The following is a 17,720-nucleotide window of genomic DNA, read 5'->3' as shown; positions in this document are numbered from 1 at the left end:
CGCCGCCGTGCATCACGAGGCGTTCGTGGCCTTTTCGGGAAGGCGCAGACGCAAATGGAGCTCTTTGAGTTGCGCCTCAGAAACCGGTGACGGCGCGTGGGTGAGCAGACACTGCGCCCGCTGGGTCTTCGGGAACGCGATGACGTCACGGATCGATTCCGCGCCAGTCATCAACGTGACGATCCGATCCAACCCGAATGCCAACCCGCCGTGCGGTGGTGCACCGTATTTCAGCGCATCCAAGAGGAAGCCGAATTTCTCTTGCGCCTCTGCTTCGGAAATCCCCAACGCCGCGAAAACCTTGCGCTGCACCGCTTCGCGGTAGATACGAATCGACCCGCCGCCGATCTCCCAGCCGTTCAACGCGAGGTCGTACGCTTGCGCGCGTACGCGCGCCGGGTCGCTCTCCAGATAGGGGAGGTCGGCTTCGCGCGGACTGGTGAAGGGGTGGTGGCACGCCACCCAGCGCTTTTCGTCTTCGTCGTATTCGAACATTGGGAAGTCGACCACCCAAACCGGCGCCCACTCGGCCCCCGTGAGGAATCCTTTTTCGTGGCCGAGTTTGACGCGCAACGCGCCCAACGAATCGAAGACGATTTTTGGCTTGTCTGCGCCGAAGAAGAGCAAATCCCCCGTTTGCGCACTGGTACGCTCGAGGATCGTTCGCAACGCCCGTTCGTGCAGGTTCTTGACGATCGGCGACTGCAGCCCCTTTTCGTTCGGTTGGGCGGCGTCGTTGACTTTGATGTACGCGAGCCCTTTGGCCCCGTAGATCGCAACGAAACGGGTGTAGTCGTCGATTTCGCCTCGGGTGAGCGCGGCGCCGCCCGGTACGCGCAGCGCCATCACTTTGCCACCACTGTTGGCGGGACCAGAAAAGACCTTGAACGCGACGTCGCGCACTGCATCGGTCACATCGGTGAGTTCCAGCGTGACACGCAGGTCCGGCTTGTCCGAGCCGTAGCGCAGCATCGCTTCGTCATAGGTGAGGCGGGGAAACGGGTTCGGTAGCGTCACGTCGAGCACTTCGGCAAAGACCGAGCGAATCATCTCCTCCATGAGGGCGATGATCTCTTCTTGGGTCAGGAACGAAGTCTCGATATCGACTTGGGTGAATTCCGGTTGCCGGTCCGCGCGCAGATCTTCGTCACGGAAACATTTGGTGATTTGGTAGTAGCGATCGAAACCGGCAACCATCAAGAGCTGCTTGAAGAGCTGTGGGGATTGCGGTAGCGCGAAGAAATGGCCGGGATGGACCCGGGACGGCACGAGATAGTCCCGCGCGCCTTCTGGCGTGCTCTTGGTGAGCATCGGGGTTTCGATATCGACGAATCCGTGCGCGTCGAGAAAGCGGCGAAAGGCGCGCGTGACCTGGTAGCGCAAAAGCAGATTCTTTTGCATGGTGGGGCGACGCAGGTCGAGCACGCGGTGGGTCAGGCGCACGGTCTCAGAGAGGTGTTCGTCGTCGATGGGAAAGGGAAGCGGGGCGCTCGTATTGAGGATTTCGAGCGTTTCGACGAAGACTTCGATTTCCCCGGTGGGAATGTTGGGGTTTTCCGTTCCTTCAGGACGCCGCCGAACGGTACCGGTGACGCGCAGGACATATTCGTTGCGCACCGCTTCGGCCAAACGGAACGCTTCGGGGCGGTCGGGGTCGACGACGACCTGGACGATCCCGGAACGGTCGGCGAGGTCGATGAAGATGACGCCCCCGTGGTCGCGGCGACGGCGTGCCCATCCGCAGAGGGTGACGGTCTGGTCGAGGTGTTGCGCGGTGACGGTTCCGCAGTAGTGGCTTCGCATCGCAATTCCTATCGTTGTGATGTCATTCGGTGGTTGCTGCGCAGGCTTCACAGGCGCCCGCACCGCATCCGCTGTTGTCCGCGGTTGCGTTCGTGCTCTTTTTCGTGTTGCTGTTGCCTTTGTAGTCGGTGACGTACCAGCCGTCTCCTTTGAACGCGAATCCTGCAGCCGACAGGAGCTTCACGTAGGTGCCGCTGCCACAGGTGGGGCACGTCGTGATCGGAGCGTCATTCACCTTTTGCAGGTGTTCTTGTTCATGACCACACGATTCGCAACGATATTCGTAGATCGGCATCGCGGTTCTCCCAAACACACGGCACAAACGCGAAATTATAAACGGGTGCGCGGTTTGCTAAAAGGTGAGGCGCGTCACGAGATCGGGCCAAAAGAGGGTGATGAGGCCAGCAAACGCCAGGAAAGGGCCAAACGGAATCGGCGCGCCAGCGGCCAAGTGGCCACGCACGCGCGCCACCACGCCGACCACAGCACCGAGCGAAGCGCTCACGAGCAAAATTTGCGGTAATTGTGCGGCGCCGAACCACGCCCCGAGTGCGGCGAGCAGTTTGAAGTCACCGTATCCCATCCCTTCTTTGCCTGTGAGCCATTTGAAGAGCCAGAAGATGCTCCAAAGAAGCAGGTAGCCACTCGCAGCGCCGAGAACGGCTTGGGGTAATGGGGCAAACAGGTTTTCGAGGTTGACGAGCAAGCCCGCCCATAAGAGGGGCAGGGTGATGTCGTCCGGCAACAACTGGGTTTCCCAGTCGATGAACGCCAACGCGATCAACGACCAAGCGAACACGGCAGCACAGAGTGACACGACCGTGAGGCCAAAATGCCAGACGATGCCCGCAGTGACGAGCGCCGTGACCCCTTCGACGACGAGGTACCGCGCAGGAATCGCCTTGCCGCAAGCGCGACAGCGACCACGCAGCAGCAACCACGACAGGATCGGCAGGTTTTCCCACCACGCCAGCTGGTGGTGGCACTGCGGACAGTGCGACGCGGGAAACGCGAGGTCGAAGCGCTCGGTTTCGACGCGCGCATCAGCAGAGGGGTCCGGAAGGGTCTTTGCCGTGCCTGCGCATTCGGCCAAATAGGCAGTGGCTTCGCGATACCACCGCCGTTCCAGCATCTTGGGCAAGCGGTGGATCACGACGTTGAGAAAACTGCCCACCACCGCGCCGAGGAGTGCGGCAGCTCCGACCCAGAAGAGCAGAGGCAATGTCTGTGTTGGCGTCATCGCAATTCCTGCGCGTTTAGCCGACCACTTGTCCGAGTTTGAAGATCGGCAGGTACATGGAGACGACGATACCGCCGACGACCACGCCGAGGAAGACCATGATCACCGGTTCCAAGAGCTGGGAGAGCGACGCGACGGCGTCGTCCACCTCCCTTTCGTAGTATTCGGCGATTTTGTTGAGCATGTCGTCGAGTTGCCCCGACTCTTCGCCAATCGAAACCATCTGCGGCACCATCGCCGGAAAGACGCCAGCGTCGATCATCGCAACGGTGAGTGCGACCCCTTGGGTCACCTGGGTGCGAATCTGCTCAGTGGCGTCGCGGTAAACGGCATTTCCCGCCGCATCGGCAACCGAAACCAGTGCTTCGTTGAGCGGCACACCCGCGGCGAACATCGTCGCAAGGGTACGCGCCCAGCGCGCGATCGCTGCTTTTTGGAGAATGACCCCGACGACAGGCAGTTTCAGCAGCAGACGATCGACACGGTCGCGAAACGTTTGCGATTTCCGGTGCGTGAGCACGAACGCCACCACCGCGGCGATCAGCGTACCGAAAATGGCCCACCACCACGCGACGAAGAATTCGGAGATCGAGATGACGAGGAGCGTGGGCGCCGGAAGATCGGCGCCGAAGCTCGAAAAGATCTCTTTGAATTGCGGGATCACGAAAATCATCAAAATCGAGATGACGATGAACGCAACCACGACCACCGCGGCGGGATAAAAGAGTGCCGATTTGATCTTGCCTTTGATTGCGATGATCTTTTCTTGGTAGGTTGCGATGCGGTCGAGCAGATCGTCGAGGATCCCGGCGTGTTCGCCCGCGGCGACGAGCGCGACGAAAAGCCGGTCGAAGTAGAGCGGGTGTTTGGCAAACGCTTGCGCAAGCGAATTGCCTTGCGCGATGTCGCTGCGAATCTCGTTCAACAACCGCGCGAGCGCCGGGTTCGATGTGCCGCGAATCGCAATGTCGAACGCTTGCAAAAGCGGCACCCCCGCTTTCATCATCGTGGCCAATTGCCGGGTAAAGAGGGCAATGTCTTTTTCTTGGACGCGTCCACGCCGCATCTTCACCGCCTGGAGTTTGCGGACGCGAACCCCTTTTTGGCGCAACGCCGATTTCGCGGCCAGTTCGCTCACGGCACGGATTTCGCCGCGTGTTTTTTTCCCTGCGGCGTCGGTTCCTTCCCAGACGAACAATTTCTCTTCTTGGGCTGTTGCTCGTGCCACCTTCTCCTCCTTTTTAGTCGTTGGTCACTGCGAGCACTTCCGCAAGCGACGTCACCCCCTGCTTGACTTTCAGGAGCCCCGATTGACGCAGATTGCGAATCCCTTCGCGACGCGCTTGCCGCTCCAACTCCAGCGCGTTCGCGTTGGTCATGATCAATTCGCGCATCGCATCGGAAATGGGCATCACCTCGTAGATACCGACCCGCCCCTTGTACCCCGACCCGTGACACCGTTCGCACCCTTTGGGGTTGGGGCCGAAAAGCGTCCAGCTGCCGTCGAGATCGGCTTCGGTGAAACCCGCGGCAAGGAGCGCTGGTTTCGGGATCTCCTGCGGCACTTTGCACGCACACAGGCGTCTGGCGAGGCGCTGCGCAGTGATGAGGATTACCGAGGAGGCGATGTTGAAGGGCGGCAATCCCATCAACCGAAGACGGTCGAGCGTCGAGGGGGCGTCGTTGGTGTGCAGCGTCGACAAAACCAGGTGGCCCGTCTGCGCCGCTTTGACCGCGATATCGGCGGTTTCGAGGTCGCGGATCTCACCCACCATGATGATGTCCGGGTCTTGGCGCAAAAAGGCACGCAACGCCGACGCAAAGGTCAAGCCGGTTTTTTCGTTGATATTGACCTGGTTGATCCCTGGCAAATTGATTTCGACCGGGTCTTCGGCGGTCGAGATATTGACGTCGGGTTGGTTGAGGATGTTGAGACACGTGTAGAGCGACACGGTTTTCCCCGACCCCGTTGGCCCGGTGACCAAAACCATGCCGTACGGACGGTGAATTGCTTCGAGGAGCGCTGCTTTCTGATCGGGTTCGTACCCCAACGCGTCGATGCCGAGCATCGCTGACGAAGGATCGAGAAGCCGCATCACGATCTTTTCACCCCAGAGGGTGGGCAGGGTCGAAACGCGAAAATCGATCGCTTTCTGGCGGTTGAGCACCAATTTGATGCGGCCATCCTGCGGGACACGGCGCTCCGAGATGTCCAGCCGCGCCATGATCTTGATCCGTGCCGTGATCTTGTCTTTGAACGTGAGCGGTGGGCGCGCGACTTCACGCAGGACACCGTCGGCGCGAAAGCGGATGCGGTAGTGTTTCTCGTAGGGCTCGAAATGGATGTCGGATGCCCCTTCGTTGATCGCGTCGAAAAGGATTTTGTTGATGAATTTGACAACCGGCGCATCGTCGATCGTTTCGTCGCTCAGGGTGGATGCCGCGGTGTCCTCTGACGACTCGATTTCGGCCGAGAGGTCGAGCGCTTCGTCGGTGAGGGACGCGAGCGCGTCGGCTGCCGATTGGAAAAATTCGTTGAGCGTTCGCCATAGGGTCTTCGCAGGAACGACGACGGGTTCGATCGTCTGGCCGCTTTGGAAGCGCAACGCATCGAGCAGTTCCACTTGCGAAGGGTCGGCCATCGCGACGACGGTTTTCCCTTTCCGCCGCGAAAGGGGAAGCACGCCGTGTTTGAACGCGAGTTCGCGATCGAGCAGATCTTTGGGGATTTTGTCGAGATCGACGGCATCCAAGTCCAGGATCGGGATGCCGAACTGCTCGCCGGCAAAATGGGCCAACCGCTTTTCGGAAAGCTCCGCGATCGTGATCAGCGTGAGCAAGACACCGAATGGCCCCTCGTCGGGCTGTGCGAGCGCGCTTTGCAATTGCCCCTCGTCAACCCAGCCAGCGTGCACCAATGCGCGCATGAGACCCGTGATGTGGCGTTTGGCGTTCATTCGCTACGTTCCTCAGAAACGCGACGTAGGCGCGCAACCCGAACCGTTCGCTCGTCGGTTTGCACGATTTCGACCACCACGTCGTCGAAACGCACCGCGGTCTCTCCGTCCGGCAGTGCTTGTAACGTCGCAAGCAACAAGCCGTTCAACGTCCGGCCTCGATCTTCCGGCAGGTGGATACCGAGCGCGCGGTTGATTTCACGGATCAACGTCTCTCCGGGTAGGGTGACCATCCCGTTTGCGTCCCAATGGATCGCGTGTGCTCCCGTCAGCGACGTGGTGAATTGGCCGACGATCTCTTCGACGATATCGTCGATCGTCACCAAACCCAAAAGCTCACCGTACTCGTCGACCACCAACGCAAGCCGCTGTTGCCGTTTCTGGAATTCGTTGAGTTGCGTCAATACCGGGGTCTTTGCCGGGATGAAATAGGCGGGTGTTGCCCGTTTTTTGAGGAGTTCGCGCGAAAAGGGTTGATCCTGCAACAGCGCACTCAAGATCTGGCGGGCATGGACGATTCCCAAGATTTCGTCGGATCGGCTGTCGATAAGCGGCAGCCGGGTGTGGTATGCCGTTGCCAACTGCTCGCGCAACGCACTTTCGCTTTCGGAGAGGTCGAGCGACTCAATCACCCGTCGGGGTTTCATCACGTCGGCAACAGTGAGGTGTTCGATGTCAAGGAGATTGAGCAGCAATTCGCGGTGGTTCTGGAAACGCCACACAGAGGTTTGACTGAGCAGCGCGCGGAGTTCTTCGGGCGAGTAAGTGTGGTGATCCCGCCGTTGGTTGAGGCGCAATAGGGTCAGAACCCCCTTGACGAAGAGATTGACGAAATCGACGATCGGGCCGGTGAGTTTCAAGAGCGCCGTGAGCGGCCACGCGTACCAGAGGGCCAAAGTGTCGGCGTAGCGCGCACCGATGACTTTCGGAGTGATTTCGGAAAAGACGAGGATCACGAACGTCAGGACGAAGCTCCCTACGGCCAATGCGCTTTCGTGTTCGCCGAAGAGCGCGAGCGTGATCACCGAAGCGAGCGTCGCCGCACCGACGTTGATCACGTTGTTGAGGAGCAGAATGACCCCCAAGAGGCGGTCGGTGTCGGCCAAGAGCGCCGTGGCCAGGCGGGCGCTGCGGTTGCCGTTCGCAGCAAGCGCCTGTAGGCGGAAACGGTTTGCTGCCATCATCACCGTTTCACTCATCGACGCGAGACCAGAGCCCGCTAGGAGCGCGACGAGTGCGACGAAATGCCAGGGCGTGACCGCAGCGATTTGAGAGGGGGCACTCATGCCGATCGATGGGTCAAGAGAAAATCACGAACGAAATGAAAACCGAGATAGGCGAGCGCCAGGAGCACGATCCCGCCCCACAACCAGCGCAGGGCTGTTTGGCCACGCCAACCGTAGCGCCAGCGCCCAAAAAGCAGCACGGCGAAGACGAGCCACGCCGAAAGGGAAAAGACCGTTTTGTGGTCCCAGCGCCAAGGAACGCCGAAGAGGGCTTCGGAAAAAACGATTCCGGTGAGGTTGGTCAGCGTGAGCGCGGCGAATCCCATCCAGATCATGCGGAAGAGCTGTCGCTCCATCGTCATGAGCGGGGGGAGATGCTCCAACCAACGGAAAAAACGGTGGTGGTGCAGCGCCTGTTCGGCAAGGGTCATGAGAAAGGCGTGAATCGCGACCACGGAGAAGAGGGCGTAGCTGACGACCGCGACCAAAAGATGGGCGACGAGTGCCGGACGTCCCGCTGCAACGACGGGGTCGAGCGAGAGCGGCAAGATTGCCGCGACGATGGCAACCGCGGCGGCCGCTGGCGCATGGATGAGCGTCGTCCAGTGGCCTTCGGGACGGCGCAGGTCCCACGCGAGGATGACGCCTGCCAACCAGAGGGTGAGTGAGAGGACTGGCGCTACGCCCAAGCGGATTCCACTTGCTACGTCGCCAAAGAGGATCGCCCAGACCGCGACGGCATGAACAAGCAGTGCAACTATGTAGGCGGGGCGGAGCCAACGAGGCGGACAAGCGTGTGGGTCGGAGACGCGACAGCTACGCCACCCGCCCACCGCGACGAGGGCGTAACAAAGGGCTGCAGCCAAATGCAGTAGAATCGACGTCATAATGTGAAAGTGTAACCGATTCGGAGAGATTTGAAGATGCTCGACCAATTGACCCAACGCTTGAGCCGTGTGGTGAAGACGCTCCGCGGCCAGGCGCGCTTGACCGAAGAGAACATTCAGGATGCGCTGCGTGAAGTCCGCATGGCGCTCCTCGAAGCCGATGTCGCGCTGCCTGTGGTCAAAGCCTTCATCGAGCGCGTGCGGACCAAAGCGGTCGGGCAAGAGGTGATCGGTTCCCTCACCCCAGGGCAGGCGCTCGTAGGGGTCGTCTTTGACGAACTGAAAGCCTTGATGGGGGGGAACGAGGCGCCGCTGCAGCTCAACGCCCGTCCGCCCGTCGTCATTTTGATGGCGGGGTTGCAAGGGGCTGGTAAGACGACGACGGTGGGTAAATTGGGGAAATGGCTCAAAGAGACGAAACGCAAAAAAGTGCTCACGGTCTCCACCGACGTTTACCGCCCGGCGGCGATCGAGCAATTGGCTACGGTTGCGAAAGCAGCGGGGGTCGACTGGTTCCCTTCGAAGGCCAGTGAGCAACCCATCGCGATCGCGCAGAACGCGTTGGCGGAGGCAAAACGGCGGCTCTACGACGTCCTGATCGTCGACACCGCAGGGCGGCTCGCCGTCGATGAAGCGATGATGCAAGAGATTCGCGCGCTCCACGACGCGTTGCAACCCACCGAAACGCTTTTCGTGGTGGACGCGATGTTGGGGCAGGATGCGGTCAATACCGCGAAAGCGTTTCACGACGCGCTGCCGCTCACTGGCGTGGTGCTTACAAAGCTCGACGGTGACGCGCGTGGTGGCGCGGCTCTTTCGGTGCGTTATGTCACCGGCGCGCCGATCAAATTCGCGGGCGTCGGTGAAAAACTCGACGGCTTGGAGCCCTTCTACCCCGAGCGCATGGCCAGTCGGATCTTGGGGATGGGGGACATCCTGGGGCTGGTGGAAGCGGCGCGCAAAGAGGTCGACGAGGAGAAAGCGAAACAGCTGGCGAAGAAGATCCAGTCAGGGAAAGGGTTCGACCTCAACGACTTTCGTGAGCAGATCGTGCAGTTGCGCAAGATGGGCGGGATGACCGCGCTACTTGACAAAATGCCCGCGCAGATCGCGCAGATGGCGGGGCAGCTCCCGGCAGGCAGCGACGACAAAATGATCCGACGGATTCAGGGGATCATCGACAGCATGACGCCCGAAGAGCGTGCGCGCCCGGAAATCATCAAAGCGAAACGCAAACAGCGGATCGCGGCGGGTGCCGGGGTGACGGTGCAAGAAGTGAACCGCTTGCTCAAACAGTTCGATCAGACCCAGCGGTTGATGAAGAGCTTGGGCAAAGGCGGACTCAAAAAGATGATGCGCGGTCTGGGCGGTGTGTTGCCGCGCTTGCGCTAAAGGAGGTGCGATGACGCATGCGGGAAGCGACGCGGCCGACTTCGCTGGGCCGCGGTGGCCGGATGGCCTTAGTGGCCTGCTGTGGCTTGCGCTTCGTCGTTCGCTCAGAACTTTGTTGCGTGGCGAGGCGATCGGCGCGCTGATCTGGCCCGTGCTCGTCGCCAGCCTCATCTGGCTGGTCGTGGGTGCGCTGGCGTGGGAACCGGTCACGGCGATGGTGGGCGGTTGGCTCGAAGCGGCCGGTTCCCCCGATGGTGCCGGAGCGGGTGACGTGCCCTGGTGGGCGGGGGCGCTGGCGATTGGCGTGAAGTTCGCTTTTTGGTTGGGGGTAATTCCGCTCATCTACGTGACGGCGCTGGTGCTGTTGGCGGTGTGGACACTGCCGGGGCTGATTCGTCGGATCGCGCAACGCGATTACTCCGCGCTCGAATTCCGTCATGGGGGCTCGGTGGCGGGCAGTATCGTCAATACCCTCGTCGCGGTGCTGCTCTATCTCTTGGGTATGGTGGCAACGCTGCTCCTGTGGTGGGTACCTGGTGCGCTTGTCCTTTTTCCTTTCGTCCTCACCGCCTGGCTCAACCAGCGCACCTTTGTCTATGACTGTTTGAGCGAGGTCGCCGATCGCACGGAGCTGCGTCGCGTAGCCGAGCGCTACAAAGGGTGGCTCTTCGCAGTCGGTATGGTCGGGGCTTTGCTGTTGTGGATTCCGTTCGTCAATCTCCTGTCGCCGGTGCTGATCGGGATCCTGTTTGCTCATGCTACCCTGGAGCTGCTCGCTTGGGAGCGGGGGAATGGAAGAACGACGCCGACATCGAGCCGCGAAGCGACGGAAACGAAACCAACGTGGGAGTTGCTGCCATGATCCATATCGGCGCGTATATCATCGGGGATGAGATCCTTTCGGGGCGGCGGGAAGACAAACACCTCAAGGCGCTCATCGCCATCCTCAAGAAGCGTGGGTTACGCCTCTCTTGGGCCCATTATCTGGGGGACGATCCGTTGCGCCTCACCGAAGCGTTTCGGCGCAGCTTCGCCACGAGCGACGTGGTGTTCAGCTTCGGCGGGATCGGTGCGACACCGGACGACCATACGCGGCAGTGCGCCGCTGCCGCGCTGGGGCGGCGTCTTGTCTTGCACCCGGAGGCCGAGGCGCTCATTCGGGCTCGGCTGGGTGCGGACGCGACGCCGCAACGCCTGGAAATGGGGGTTTTCCCGGAAGGGGCGCGGATCATTCCCAACCCGTACAACCAGATTCCCGGTTTCAGCGTCGAACACCACCACTTCGTTCCCGGTTTCCCGCGGATGGCGTGGCCGATGGTGGAGTGGGTGCTCGATACCTACTACCGTGACCATTTCGCTCGCGAAGATTGGGTGGAAGAGAGCCTCATTGCCTGGGATGTCCGTGAAGGGGACCTCCTGGATCTGATGCAGCAGCTTACCGAAAAGTATCCCGAAGCGACGCTTTTTTCTTTGCCGTCCCTCAAGGAGGAGAGCGGCGGTCGCTGGCGGCTCGAACTGGGGTTCAAAGGGCCTGCCGCGCAGGTTTCGCAAGCGATCGCGGAGCTCAAAGCGGCGCTGACGGCGCGGGGGGTTGCCTTCGCTCCGTAAAGAGCGCGTTGGCGGGAACGATCCCTCTCTTGGTCTGGTCGGCACTTAACTTTTTCGCCAGCTTTTTCACTTCCGCAGCCGCAGCGGCCACCGCCCGGTAGCTGTCGAATTGCTGGGGCAGAACCGGTAGTGCGCCTACAGTTAGTGCGGAAAGGGGGTGAAAGACCACGTTGCCACGGCGATCTTCTGCTTCGATGCCGCCGCGCTGCCAGTCGTCGCTGCTGTAGAAACTGGGAAGCGCGGCGGTGTAAGCGGAAAAGAGCGCTGTGATCCGTTCTTGCCACGCGGGATCGCGAAAGAGGACGATGAAGTCGTCGCCGCCGATGTGGCCAATGAAGTCTTCCGGATGGGTGACGTGGCGCTTCAGGAGTTCCGCAACCAGCCGAATCAGTTCGTCGCCGCGCTCGAATCCATAGAGATCGTTGTACGCTTTGAAGTGGGCGATGTCGACGTAGGCGACGACAAACGGCAGTTGCTGTGTGAGTAGGCTTTGGATGCGGTCGTTGATCGGCAAGTTTCCGGGAAGGCCGGTGAGCGGGTTGGCGTACCGTGCTGCTTCGAGTTGCAGCTCCACCAAGGTGCGCAACAGCGCCTGCCCGTCGCCAAGCCCCAGGTATTTGCCGCTTTCGCCGACGACGAGGAACGGTCGCCCCAGCTCGGTGAGCGCGAGCGTTTGCAGCTGCTGGGAGAGTTCGTGGATGGTCGCGTCGGAGCGGATCGCAAACGCTTTGCTCAGGTAGTGCTGACACGATTTGCGGCCAAAGAGTTCGTGGCGGTAGGGACGGGCGAAATCTTCCAGGAACGGGTGGCGGAAAATGAGACCCAGGGGACGTTCGTCCGTATCGACTACCGGGATTGCGCTCAAATCCGGATCGGCGGTGAAACGGGCATAGATCGTTTCGTTGTTCGTTTCGAGCGTTGCTGGCGGGATTGCGAGTGCGAGCGAAGCCACGTTCCGGGTGTGCGCGTTCGTGTGCACCGGCGCGTTCCGTGTTTGGAGCCATTGCCGCCGTTTTTCCTCGGGTAGCGAATGAATCAGCGTTTGTTGTGGTGGCGCGAACAGAAAACCTTGGACGAAGTCGAAGCCCAACTGCTGCACCAAATGCCATTCCGCCACTTTTTCCACCCCTTCTGCGACGATGCGGCTTCCGGTGGTCTGGCTCAGCATCACGACGGCTTCCAGAAAGCGGCGGACAGCGCCGTCCGTTACCGCTTGGTGGACGAAGTGGCGATCGAGTTTGACATAGTCGGGACGGATTTCCGACCAGACACGAAGCGACGCGTACCCTTCGCCCAAGTCGTCGATCGCGATCTCGAACCCTTGGCGGCGGTAATGGATTACTGCCTGCCGCAGCGTGTCATAGTCCAGGTGTGGTGATGCTTCGGTAATTTCGATCACCACCTGACTCGGGGCCATGCCGTGCGCAGTGAGAAGATGGCGGGTCCACCCTTTTTGGGCGCCCTGGATGAACGCGAGCGGCTCGACGTTGAGGAAGAGCTTTTGTGGCGCACCATTGGCGATTTGGTGCGCATAGGCAGCGATCGCCGCTTCGCGGCAGGCGTAATCGAGTTCGGCGATACGCTGCGCCGCGCGTGCTGCGGAAAAAAGCGCGTCAGGTCTGGCCAGTGGGCTGTCTTGCGGCCCACGGATCAGCGCTTCCCAACCGTAGCAGGTGAGATCACGGGCCCGCCAAATCGGTTGGAAATGGGCAACGAGTGCGCGTCGACACAGAATGTCGTCCAATGTCAGTCGCCAGTCACTTGTGTCGTCGTTGCGGATGTGTGACGTGTAATGGATCGCGTTCATGGGGTTTTTCGGCAACGTTGTGGTGCGCGTCGGTTGGCGTATTGGTATTGGGTCGGTCATGGTTGGTCAAGCCGCATCGCGTGCGCGCCATTTGTCTTGCAGTTCGTCTGACAATGCCGCAAAGGCTTCGTCACTGAGCAGCAGATAGTCGAGCGCTGCTTGCCCCAATTTTTCCCACTCATAGTGTTCGTCGCGCCCGGACCATAAGCTCTCGATTCGTTCCGCTAAAATGGCGATACTGATGCGGTTGAGGATCTCGGGTGCGTGATCCAGTTGAAAGACGTTGCGATCGTGGTGGAGGGCGATGGCATCGACGACGTTTTTGGGCAAGTGCCAATGCGCAGCGAGCAGGCTGCCGACAACGGCGTGATTCGTCGCGTGTCGCTCGTCCTCCACCGCGGTGAAGGCGCGCGTGAATTCGCGGTTGGCATCGTGCAAGGTTTCAGGATAATCGGGAAAACGTTGCCAAAGAAGCGCAATCCCACAATCGCGAAACAAGCCGAAAAGGTAGGCTTCGCTGGGGTTGAGGCAACCCAGATGGGACGCGATCGCGGCACTCAACGAAGCAATGCGTACGCTGTTGTCCCAGAACCGCGGCATTGGTTTGGGGATCTGATTGCGTAACGCGATTGCGGTGACCAGCGTCACCAGCGTTTCCACACCTAGGAGCGTGACCGCTTGGCGGATCGATTCCAGCGGCCGTGCGATACCATAGGCTGGCGAATTGACCGTTTTTAGTACCGCGGCACTCAGTGCGAGATCTTGCGCGACCAGATCGGCAATAGTCCGCATGCTGGGGTGTTTGCGCTGTAATTCTTGTTCGATCGCTGTCAGGATCTGCGGGCGCGGAGGAATGGGGATGTTGGCGAGAAGCGGGTCGGTTGCGCTTCGTTCTTGCGCCTTTTCTGATGCGTTCAGAGATGGCATCATCGCTTTCCTCCCGGTATCGTCGGTGCTGGTGTTTGGTCGAAAGGGTAGCGGATCGAGATGACGATTTGATGACAAGGAGCGACGACAGAATGGAGCCAACGGATTCGATCGATGAAGCAGCGGTGGTCGAGCAGATGCGTGCTTGGATCGAAAGGGCCGTGATCGGGCTGAACTTATGCCCGTACGCCAAAGCCGTTTGGCTCAACCAGCAAGTGCGCATCCGAGTAAGCGATGCACGCCACATCGATCATTTTCTGGAGCATTTGGACGAAGAGCTGGAGCGGCTCGTAACGACCGACCCGAAGGTCCTGGACACGACGCTCCTCGTCGACCCCACCCTTTTCCCTGATTTCGCGACGTTCAACGATTTCTTGGATCTGGCCGAAGCCTGTTTGGAGGACCACGATTTGGTTGGGGTGATCCAGATCGCGTCGTTCCATCCCCAATTTCAATTTGCCGAGGAGCCGGAAGGGGATTGGAGCCACTACACCAATCGGGCACCGTACCCGACACTGCACCTCCTGCGCGAAGCCAGTATTGCGCAAGCGGTTGCTGATCATCCCAACCCCGACGCGATCTGGCAACGCAACGTAGCCTTGATGCGCGAATTGGGACGTTCTGGGTTGGCGAAGCTGGGGATTTGGCCGGAGTTGGAAGACGAAAAAAAGTAAGGCGCGCCTAAAATCTGCGCGTGCGGTCGGCCTCGCGGCGCGAGCGGTCAGGTGTCGGCGTTCGAGGGGTCGAGCAATGCGATCAAGTCGTCACAGAGCGCATTGTATTCTTCTTCGGAGAGTAAGAGAAATTCCAGAGCGGCATTTCCGAGTTTTTCCCATTCGTAGTTTTCGGTCAAACGCATGGCCCGGTAATCGATTTGTTCAGCGATAAGTGCTGTCGCGATCAGGTTGAGCGCCGTGGTTGAGAGGCTTTCTGAAGCAAAACAGTCCAGTTCATGGTGGTGCGCAATCGCTTCACAAATCGGCTCTGGAAGTCCCCAATTCTTGGCAAGCAGACTCCCAACAATCGCATGGCTGGTTTGATGGCGTTCTTCTTCGACTGCGGTGAAGGGGCGCTGAAATTCGGCATTGGCGGCGCGGAGTGTTTCGAGATAATCCGGAAAGCGGGCCGCCATCAGAGGAATCCCACAATCGCGAAAGAGCCCGAACAGGTAAGCGAGATTAGGGGACAGATTTTTCAGTTGTTTGGCAATGGCTGCGGAAAGGAGGGCGATCCGTGCCGAACTGTCCCAGAAACGCTCGAGTTTTGGGGTGGCCAGGGTGTTGCGCACCATGAAACCCGTTACCAGGGTAGCAATGTTGTCAAGCCCAAGCACCCCCACTGCTTGGTCGATCGATTCCACTTTGCGCCGTAAGCCGTAAAAAGGGGAATTGACCGTTTTCAACACGGCGGCCGAGAGCGCGACATCGCTGGCAACGAGCCGAGAAAGTGCGCGCAAATCGGGCGCATCGGATTGGAGTGCAGAAAAAATCTCCGTCAGGATTTGAGGGCGAGGCGGGATTGCGATACGCGCAATCAGCTGCTGTGCGGTCTGCTCACTCAGAGGTGGATTGTTCATTGCCGTGGCTCCCTTCGAACGCCCAGTCCCGGGGCGTGAGCAATTCATAGAGTCGTGCTTCGGGTGAGCCGGCCTCGGGATGCCAATCGTAGCGCCAATGGACCACTGGGGGCAGGGACATCAAGATCGATTCGGTTCGACCCCCTGTTTGCAGGCCGAAGATGGTTCCCCGATCCCAGACCAAGTTGAACTCGACGTAGCGCCCGCGCCGGTAACATTGGAACTGCCGCTCCCGTTCGCCGTAGGGGTGGTGGCGGCGCCGCGCGACGATCGGCAGGTAAGCGGGCAGGAAATGGTCGCCGACCGCAAAGGTGAGCCGTTGTGCAGCGTCAAACGGGGTGTTGCCGTCGGCGCCAAGATCGTCGAAGAAGAGGCCGCCGACGCCCCGTGGTTCGTTGCGGTGTTTGAGGAAGAAGTAACGGTCACACCACGTTTTCCATTCCCGGTAGCACGTATCGTCTCCGCCACCGGCATGGACCGCGTCGCGGCAGGTGCGGTGGAAATGGACGATATCTTCGACGAACGGATAGTACGGGGTGAGATCCATCCCGCCGCCGAACCACCAGACGTCAGGCTGTGTGTCATTGCTGTGCGCGACGAAAAAGCGAACGTTGAGGTGCACCGTCGGGCAGTATGGGTTACGCGGGTGGAGCACGAGCGATACGCCCAGCGCTTCGAACGGGCGGCCAGCAAGTTCCTGACGGTGCGCCGTGGCGGAAGGGGGAAGGCTCGCCCCCCGGACATGGGAAAAGTTGCAGCCGCCCCGTTCGAAGAAGCGGCCATTTTCGATGAGACGGGTAAGCCCATCGCCTTGCAGACGGTCACCAGCGGGACGAGACCACGCATCGGTGTGAAACGGCTCACCGTCGAACGCTTCGAGCGACGAGACGATTTCGCGTTGCAGCGCAAGAAAACGGTCACGCAGTTCGGCGATTGGCAACGCCATCACGACCGTCCCGGTTTGGCAATGGCGCGGTGGCCGATGTCGCGACGCATCTGTTTGCCCGGGAATCGAATCTGTTCGGCGACGGCATAGGCACGCTGTTGTGCCGCGGCAACCGAGTCGCCCAATGCAGTGACCGCAAGGACTCGCCCCCCTGCGGTGACGAGGGTGCCGTCGTCGCGTTGCGCCGTGCCGGCGTGGAAAATCAACACCGAATCGTCATTGATGGCAAGCGGTGTCGGTTCTTTAGGTAGGCCCATGATCGGGTCCCCTTTCTTCGGCGCGTTGGGATAGCCTTGGGCAGCGAGCACCACCGCAAGCGCGACACGCCGATCCCATTCGGCAGTGGCGTCACCGATTCGCCCTTCGAGCGCGGCTTCGATGAGGTCGACAAGATCCGATTTGAGCCGCGCCATGATCGGTTGGGTTTCCGGGTCACCCATGCGGCAGTTGAATTCGACCACAAAAGGCGCGCCATTGGGCGCGATCATCAGCCCGGCATAGAGGAATCCGACGTAGGGCGTACCCTCTTCAGCCATCGCAGCGAGTGTGGGACGGATGATTTCCCGCATCACGCGCGCATGCACCTCGGGGGTGACGACCGGAGCAGGGCTGTAGGCCCCCATTCCGCCCGTGTTGGGCCCCTGGTCACCGTCCAAAAGGCGTTTGTGGTCTTGGCTGGTCGCGAGCGCCAACGCCTCTTTGCCGTCGGCAATCACGATGAAGCTCGCTTCCTCGCCTTCCAGGAACGCTTCGATGACCACACGCGCGCCCGCTTCCCCCATTTCCCGGCTCACCAACATTTTGTCGATTGCCGCATGTGCCTCGTCGAGCGTTTGCGCAACGACGACGCCTTTCCCGGCCGCGAGCCCATCGGCTTTGATGACGATCGGCGCGCCTTGGGCGTCGACGTAGGCGTGCGCTTCGTCGGGGTCAGAGAAGGTGGCGTAGGGCGCCGTGGGGATACCGTGCCGAGCCATGAAGGCTTTGGCGAACTCTTTGCTGGCTTCCAGCTGGGCAGCCGCTTGCGTCGGTCCGAAAATCGTGAGCCCTTCGGCTTGGAACGCATCGACGATTCCCGCCGCAAGTGGCGCTTCGGGACCCACTACCGTGAGATCGACGTGATGGCGCTTTGCCGCGTCGATCCAGGAGGGAATGTCATTCGCGGGGAGGTTGCGACATTTTTCCGTCGCGGCGGTCCCGGGGTTGCCTGGCGCGACGAACACGCGCTGCACCCGCGGCGACTGCGCGAGTTTCCAGGCAAGTGCATGTTCGCGACCGCCGCTCCCAACCACCATCACGGTTAAACCCAAATGTTTCATTGTGCCCTTCCTCTGCTTTGTTTTCTCTGACC

General features: G+C 60.5%; 16 protein-coding genes. 4 read left to right on the top strand and 12 right to left on the bottom strand.

Features of this window, described 5'->3' with window-relative positions:
* Positions 1 to 12 precede the first annotated feature (12 nt).
* From aspS to HPTL_RS06540, 7 genes are read right to left on the bottom strand one after another with little or no spacing between them, the layout of a single operon-like run.
* Positions 13 to 1,803 (bottom strand): aspartate--tRNA ligase, encoded by a 1,791-nt coding sequence (gene aspS / locus HPTL_RS06570; RefSeq protein ID WP_119335269.1) that lies wholly within the window; start codon positions 1,801 to 1,803, stop codon positions 13 to 15.
* Between the two features lie 22 nt (positions 1,804 to 1,825).
* Positions 1,826 to 2,098 carry an FmdB family zinc ribbon protein gene (locus HPTL_RS06565; RefSeq protein WP_119335268.1) on the bottom strand — a complete coding sequence of 91 codons (273 nt, stop codon included), beginning with the start codon at positions 2,096 to 2,098 and terminating at the stop codon, positions 1,826 to 1,828.
* Positions 2,099 to 2,155: 57 nt separating this feature from the next.
* Complete coding sequence (locus HPTL_RS06560; protein ID WP_119335267.1) at positions 2,156 to 3,043, bottom strand: prepilin peptidase; 888 nt, start codon at positions 3,041 to 3,043, stop codon at positions 2,156 to 2,158.
* A gap of 16 nt (positions 3,044 to 3,059) precedes the next feature.
* Positions 3,060 to 4,271, bottom strand: a complete 1,212-nt coding sequence (locus HPTL_RS06555; RefSeq protein WP_119335266.1) for a type II secretion system F family protein — start codon at positions 4,269 to 4,271, stop codon at positions 3,060 to 3,062.
* A gap of 13 nt (positions 4,272 to 4,284) precedes the next feature.
* Positions 4,285 to 6,000 (bottom strand): type IV-A pilus assembly ATPase PilB, encoded by a 1,716-nt coding sequence (gene pilB / locus HPTL_RS06550; RefSeq protein ID WP_119335265.1) that lies wholly within the window; start codon positions 5,998 to 6,000, stop codon positions 4,285 to 4,287.
* Positions 5,997 to 7,286, bottom strand: a complete 1,290-nt coding sequence (locus tag HPTL_RS06545; RefSeq protein WP_119335264.1) for an HlyC/CorC family transporter — start codon at positions 7,284 to 7,286, stop codon at positions 5,997 to 5,999. Before HPTL_RS06545 ends, pilB begins: the two co-directional genes overlap by 4 nt.
* A complete protein-coding gene (locus tag HPTL_RS06540) occupies positions 7,283 to 8,113 on the bottom strand; it encodes a cytochrome C assembly family protein (RefSeq protein WP_119335263.1) in 831 nt (276 codons plus the stop codon). The genes HPTL_RS06545 and HPTL_RS06540 overlap by 4 nt, the downstream gene beginning before the upstream one ends.
* A 36-nt stretch (positions 8,114 to 8,149) precedes the next feature.
* On the opposite strand from HPTL_RS06540, the gene ffh reads away from it, so the two are divergent.
* Genes ffh through HPTL_RS06525 form a run of 3 tightly spaced genes read left to right on the top strand, consistent with a single transcriptional unit; the run spans position 8,150 to position 11,113 of the window.
* Positions 8,150 to 9,505, top strand: a complete 1,356-nt coding sequence (gene ffh, locus HPTL_RS06535) for a signal recognition particle protein (RefSeq protein WP_119335262.1) — start codon at positions 8,150 to 8,152, stop codon at positions 9,503 to 9,505.
* Between the two features lie 10 nt (positions 9,506 to 9,515).
* Entirely contained in the window at positions 9,516 to 10,367 is an 852-nt protein-coding gene (locus tag HPTL_RS06530) for an EI24 domain-containing protein (RefSeq protein WP_119335261.1), read from the top strand.
* Positions 10,367 to 11,113 carry a competence/damage-inducible protein A gene (locus HPTL_RS06525; protein WP_119336108.1) on the top strand — a complete coding sequence of 249 codons (747 nt, stop codon included), beginning with the start codon at positions 10,367 to 10,369 and terminating at the stop codon, positions 11,111 to 11,113. The genes HPTL_RS06530 and HPTL_RS06525 overlap by 1 nt, the downstream gene beginning before the upstream one ends.
* On the opposite strand, the gene HPTL_RS06520 is transcribed toward HPTL_RS06525, so the two are convergent.
* Positions 11,070 to 12,920, bottom strand: a complete 1,851-nt coding sequence (locus tag HPTL_RS06520) for a bifunctional diguanylate cyclase/phosphodiesterase (RefSeq protein ID WP_170141292.1) — start codon at positions 12,918 to 12,920, stop codon at positions 11,070 to 11,072. The genes HPTL_RS06525 and HPTL_RS06520 overlap by 44 nt on opposite strands.
* 66 nt (positions 12,921 to 12,986) lie before the next feature.
* Positions 12,987 to 13,850 carry an HDOD domain-containing protein gene (locus HPTL_RS06515; RefSeq protein ID WP_119335259.1) on the bottom strand — a complete coding sequence of 288 codons (864 nt, stop codon included), beginning with the start codon at positions 13,848 to 13,850 and terminating at the stop codon, positions 12,987 to 12,989.
* A gap of 89 nt (positions 13,851 to 13,939) precedes the next feature.
* Between HPTL_RS06515 and HPTL_RS06510 the strand changes: the two genes are divergently transcribed.
* On the top strand, positions 13,940 to 14,521 hold the full coding sequence (locus HPTL_RS06510) for a DUF1415 domain-containing protein (protein WP_119335258.1): 582 nt from the start codon (positions 13,940 to 13,942) through the stop codon (positions 14,519 to 14,521).
* Between the two features lie 47 nt (positions 14,522 to 14,568).
* Here HPTL_RS06510 and HPTL_RS06505 read toward each other — a convergent pair whose 3' ends face one another.
* Genes HPTL_RS06505 through purD form a run of 3 tightly spaced genes read right to left on the bottom strand, consistent with a single transcriptional unit; the run spans position 14,569 to position 17,688 of the window.
* Positions 14,569 to 15,423 carry an HDOD domain-containing protein gene (locus HPTL_RS06505; RefSeq protein ID WP_170141291.1) on the bottom strand — a complete coding sequence of 285 codons (855 nt, stop codon included), beginning with the start codon at positions 15,421 to 15,423 and terminating at the stop codon, positions 14,569 to 14,571.
* Positions 15,401 to 16,369 carry an oxygen-dependent coproporphyrinogen oxidase gene (gene hemF / locus HPTL_RS06500; RefSeq protein WP_119335256.1) on the bottom strand — a complete coding sequence of 323 codons (969 nt, stop codon included), beginning with the start codon at positions 16,367 to 16,369 and terminating at the stop codon, positions 15,401 to 15,403. Before hemF ends, HPTL_RS06505 begins: the two co-directional genes overlap by 23 nt.
* Entirely contained in the window at positions 16,369 to 17,688 is a 1,320-nt protein-coding gene (gene purD / locus HPTL_RS06495) for a phosphoribosylamine--glycine ligase (protein WP_119335255.1), read from the bottom strand. The genes hemF and purD overlap by 1 nt, the downstream gene beginning before the upstream one ends.
* Positions 17,689 to 17,720 lie beyond the last annotated feature (32 nt).

The organism is Hydrogenophilus thermoluteolus (genome assembly GCF_003574215.1).
Taxonomy (GTDB): Bacteria; Pseudomonadota; Gammaproteobacteria; order Burkholderiales; family Rhodocyclaceae; genus Hydrogenophilus; species Hydrogenophilus thermoluteolus.
This window is presented reverse-complemented; position numbering and strand designations above follow the sequence as displayed.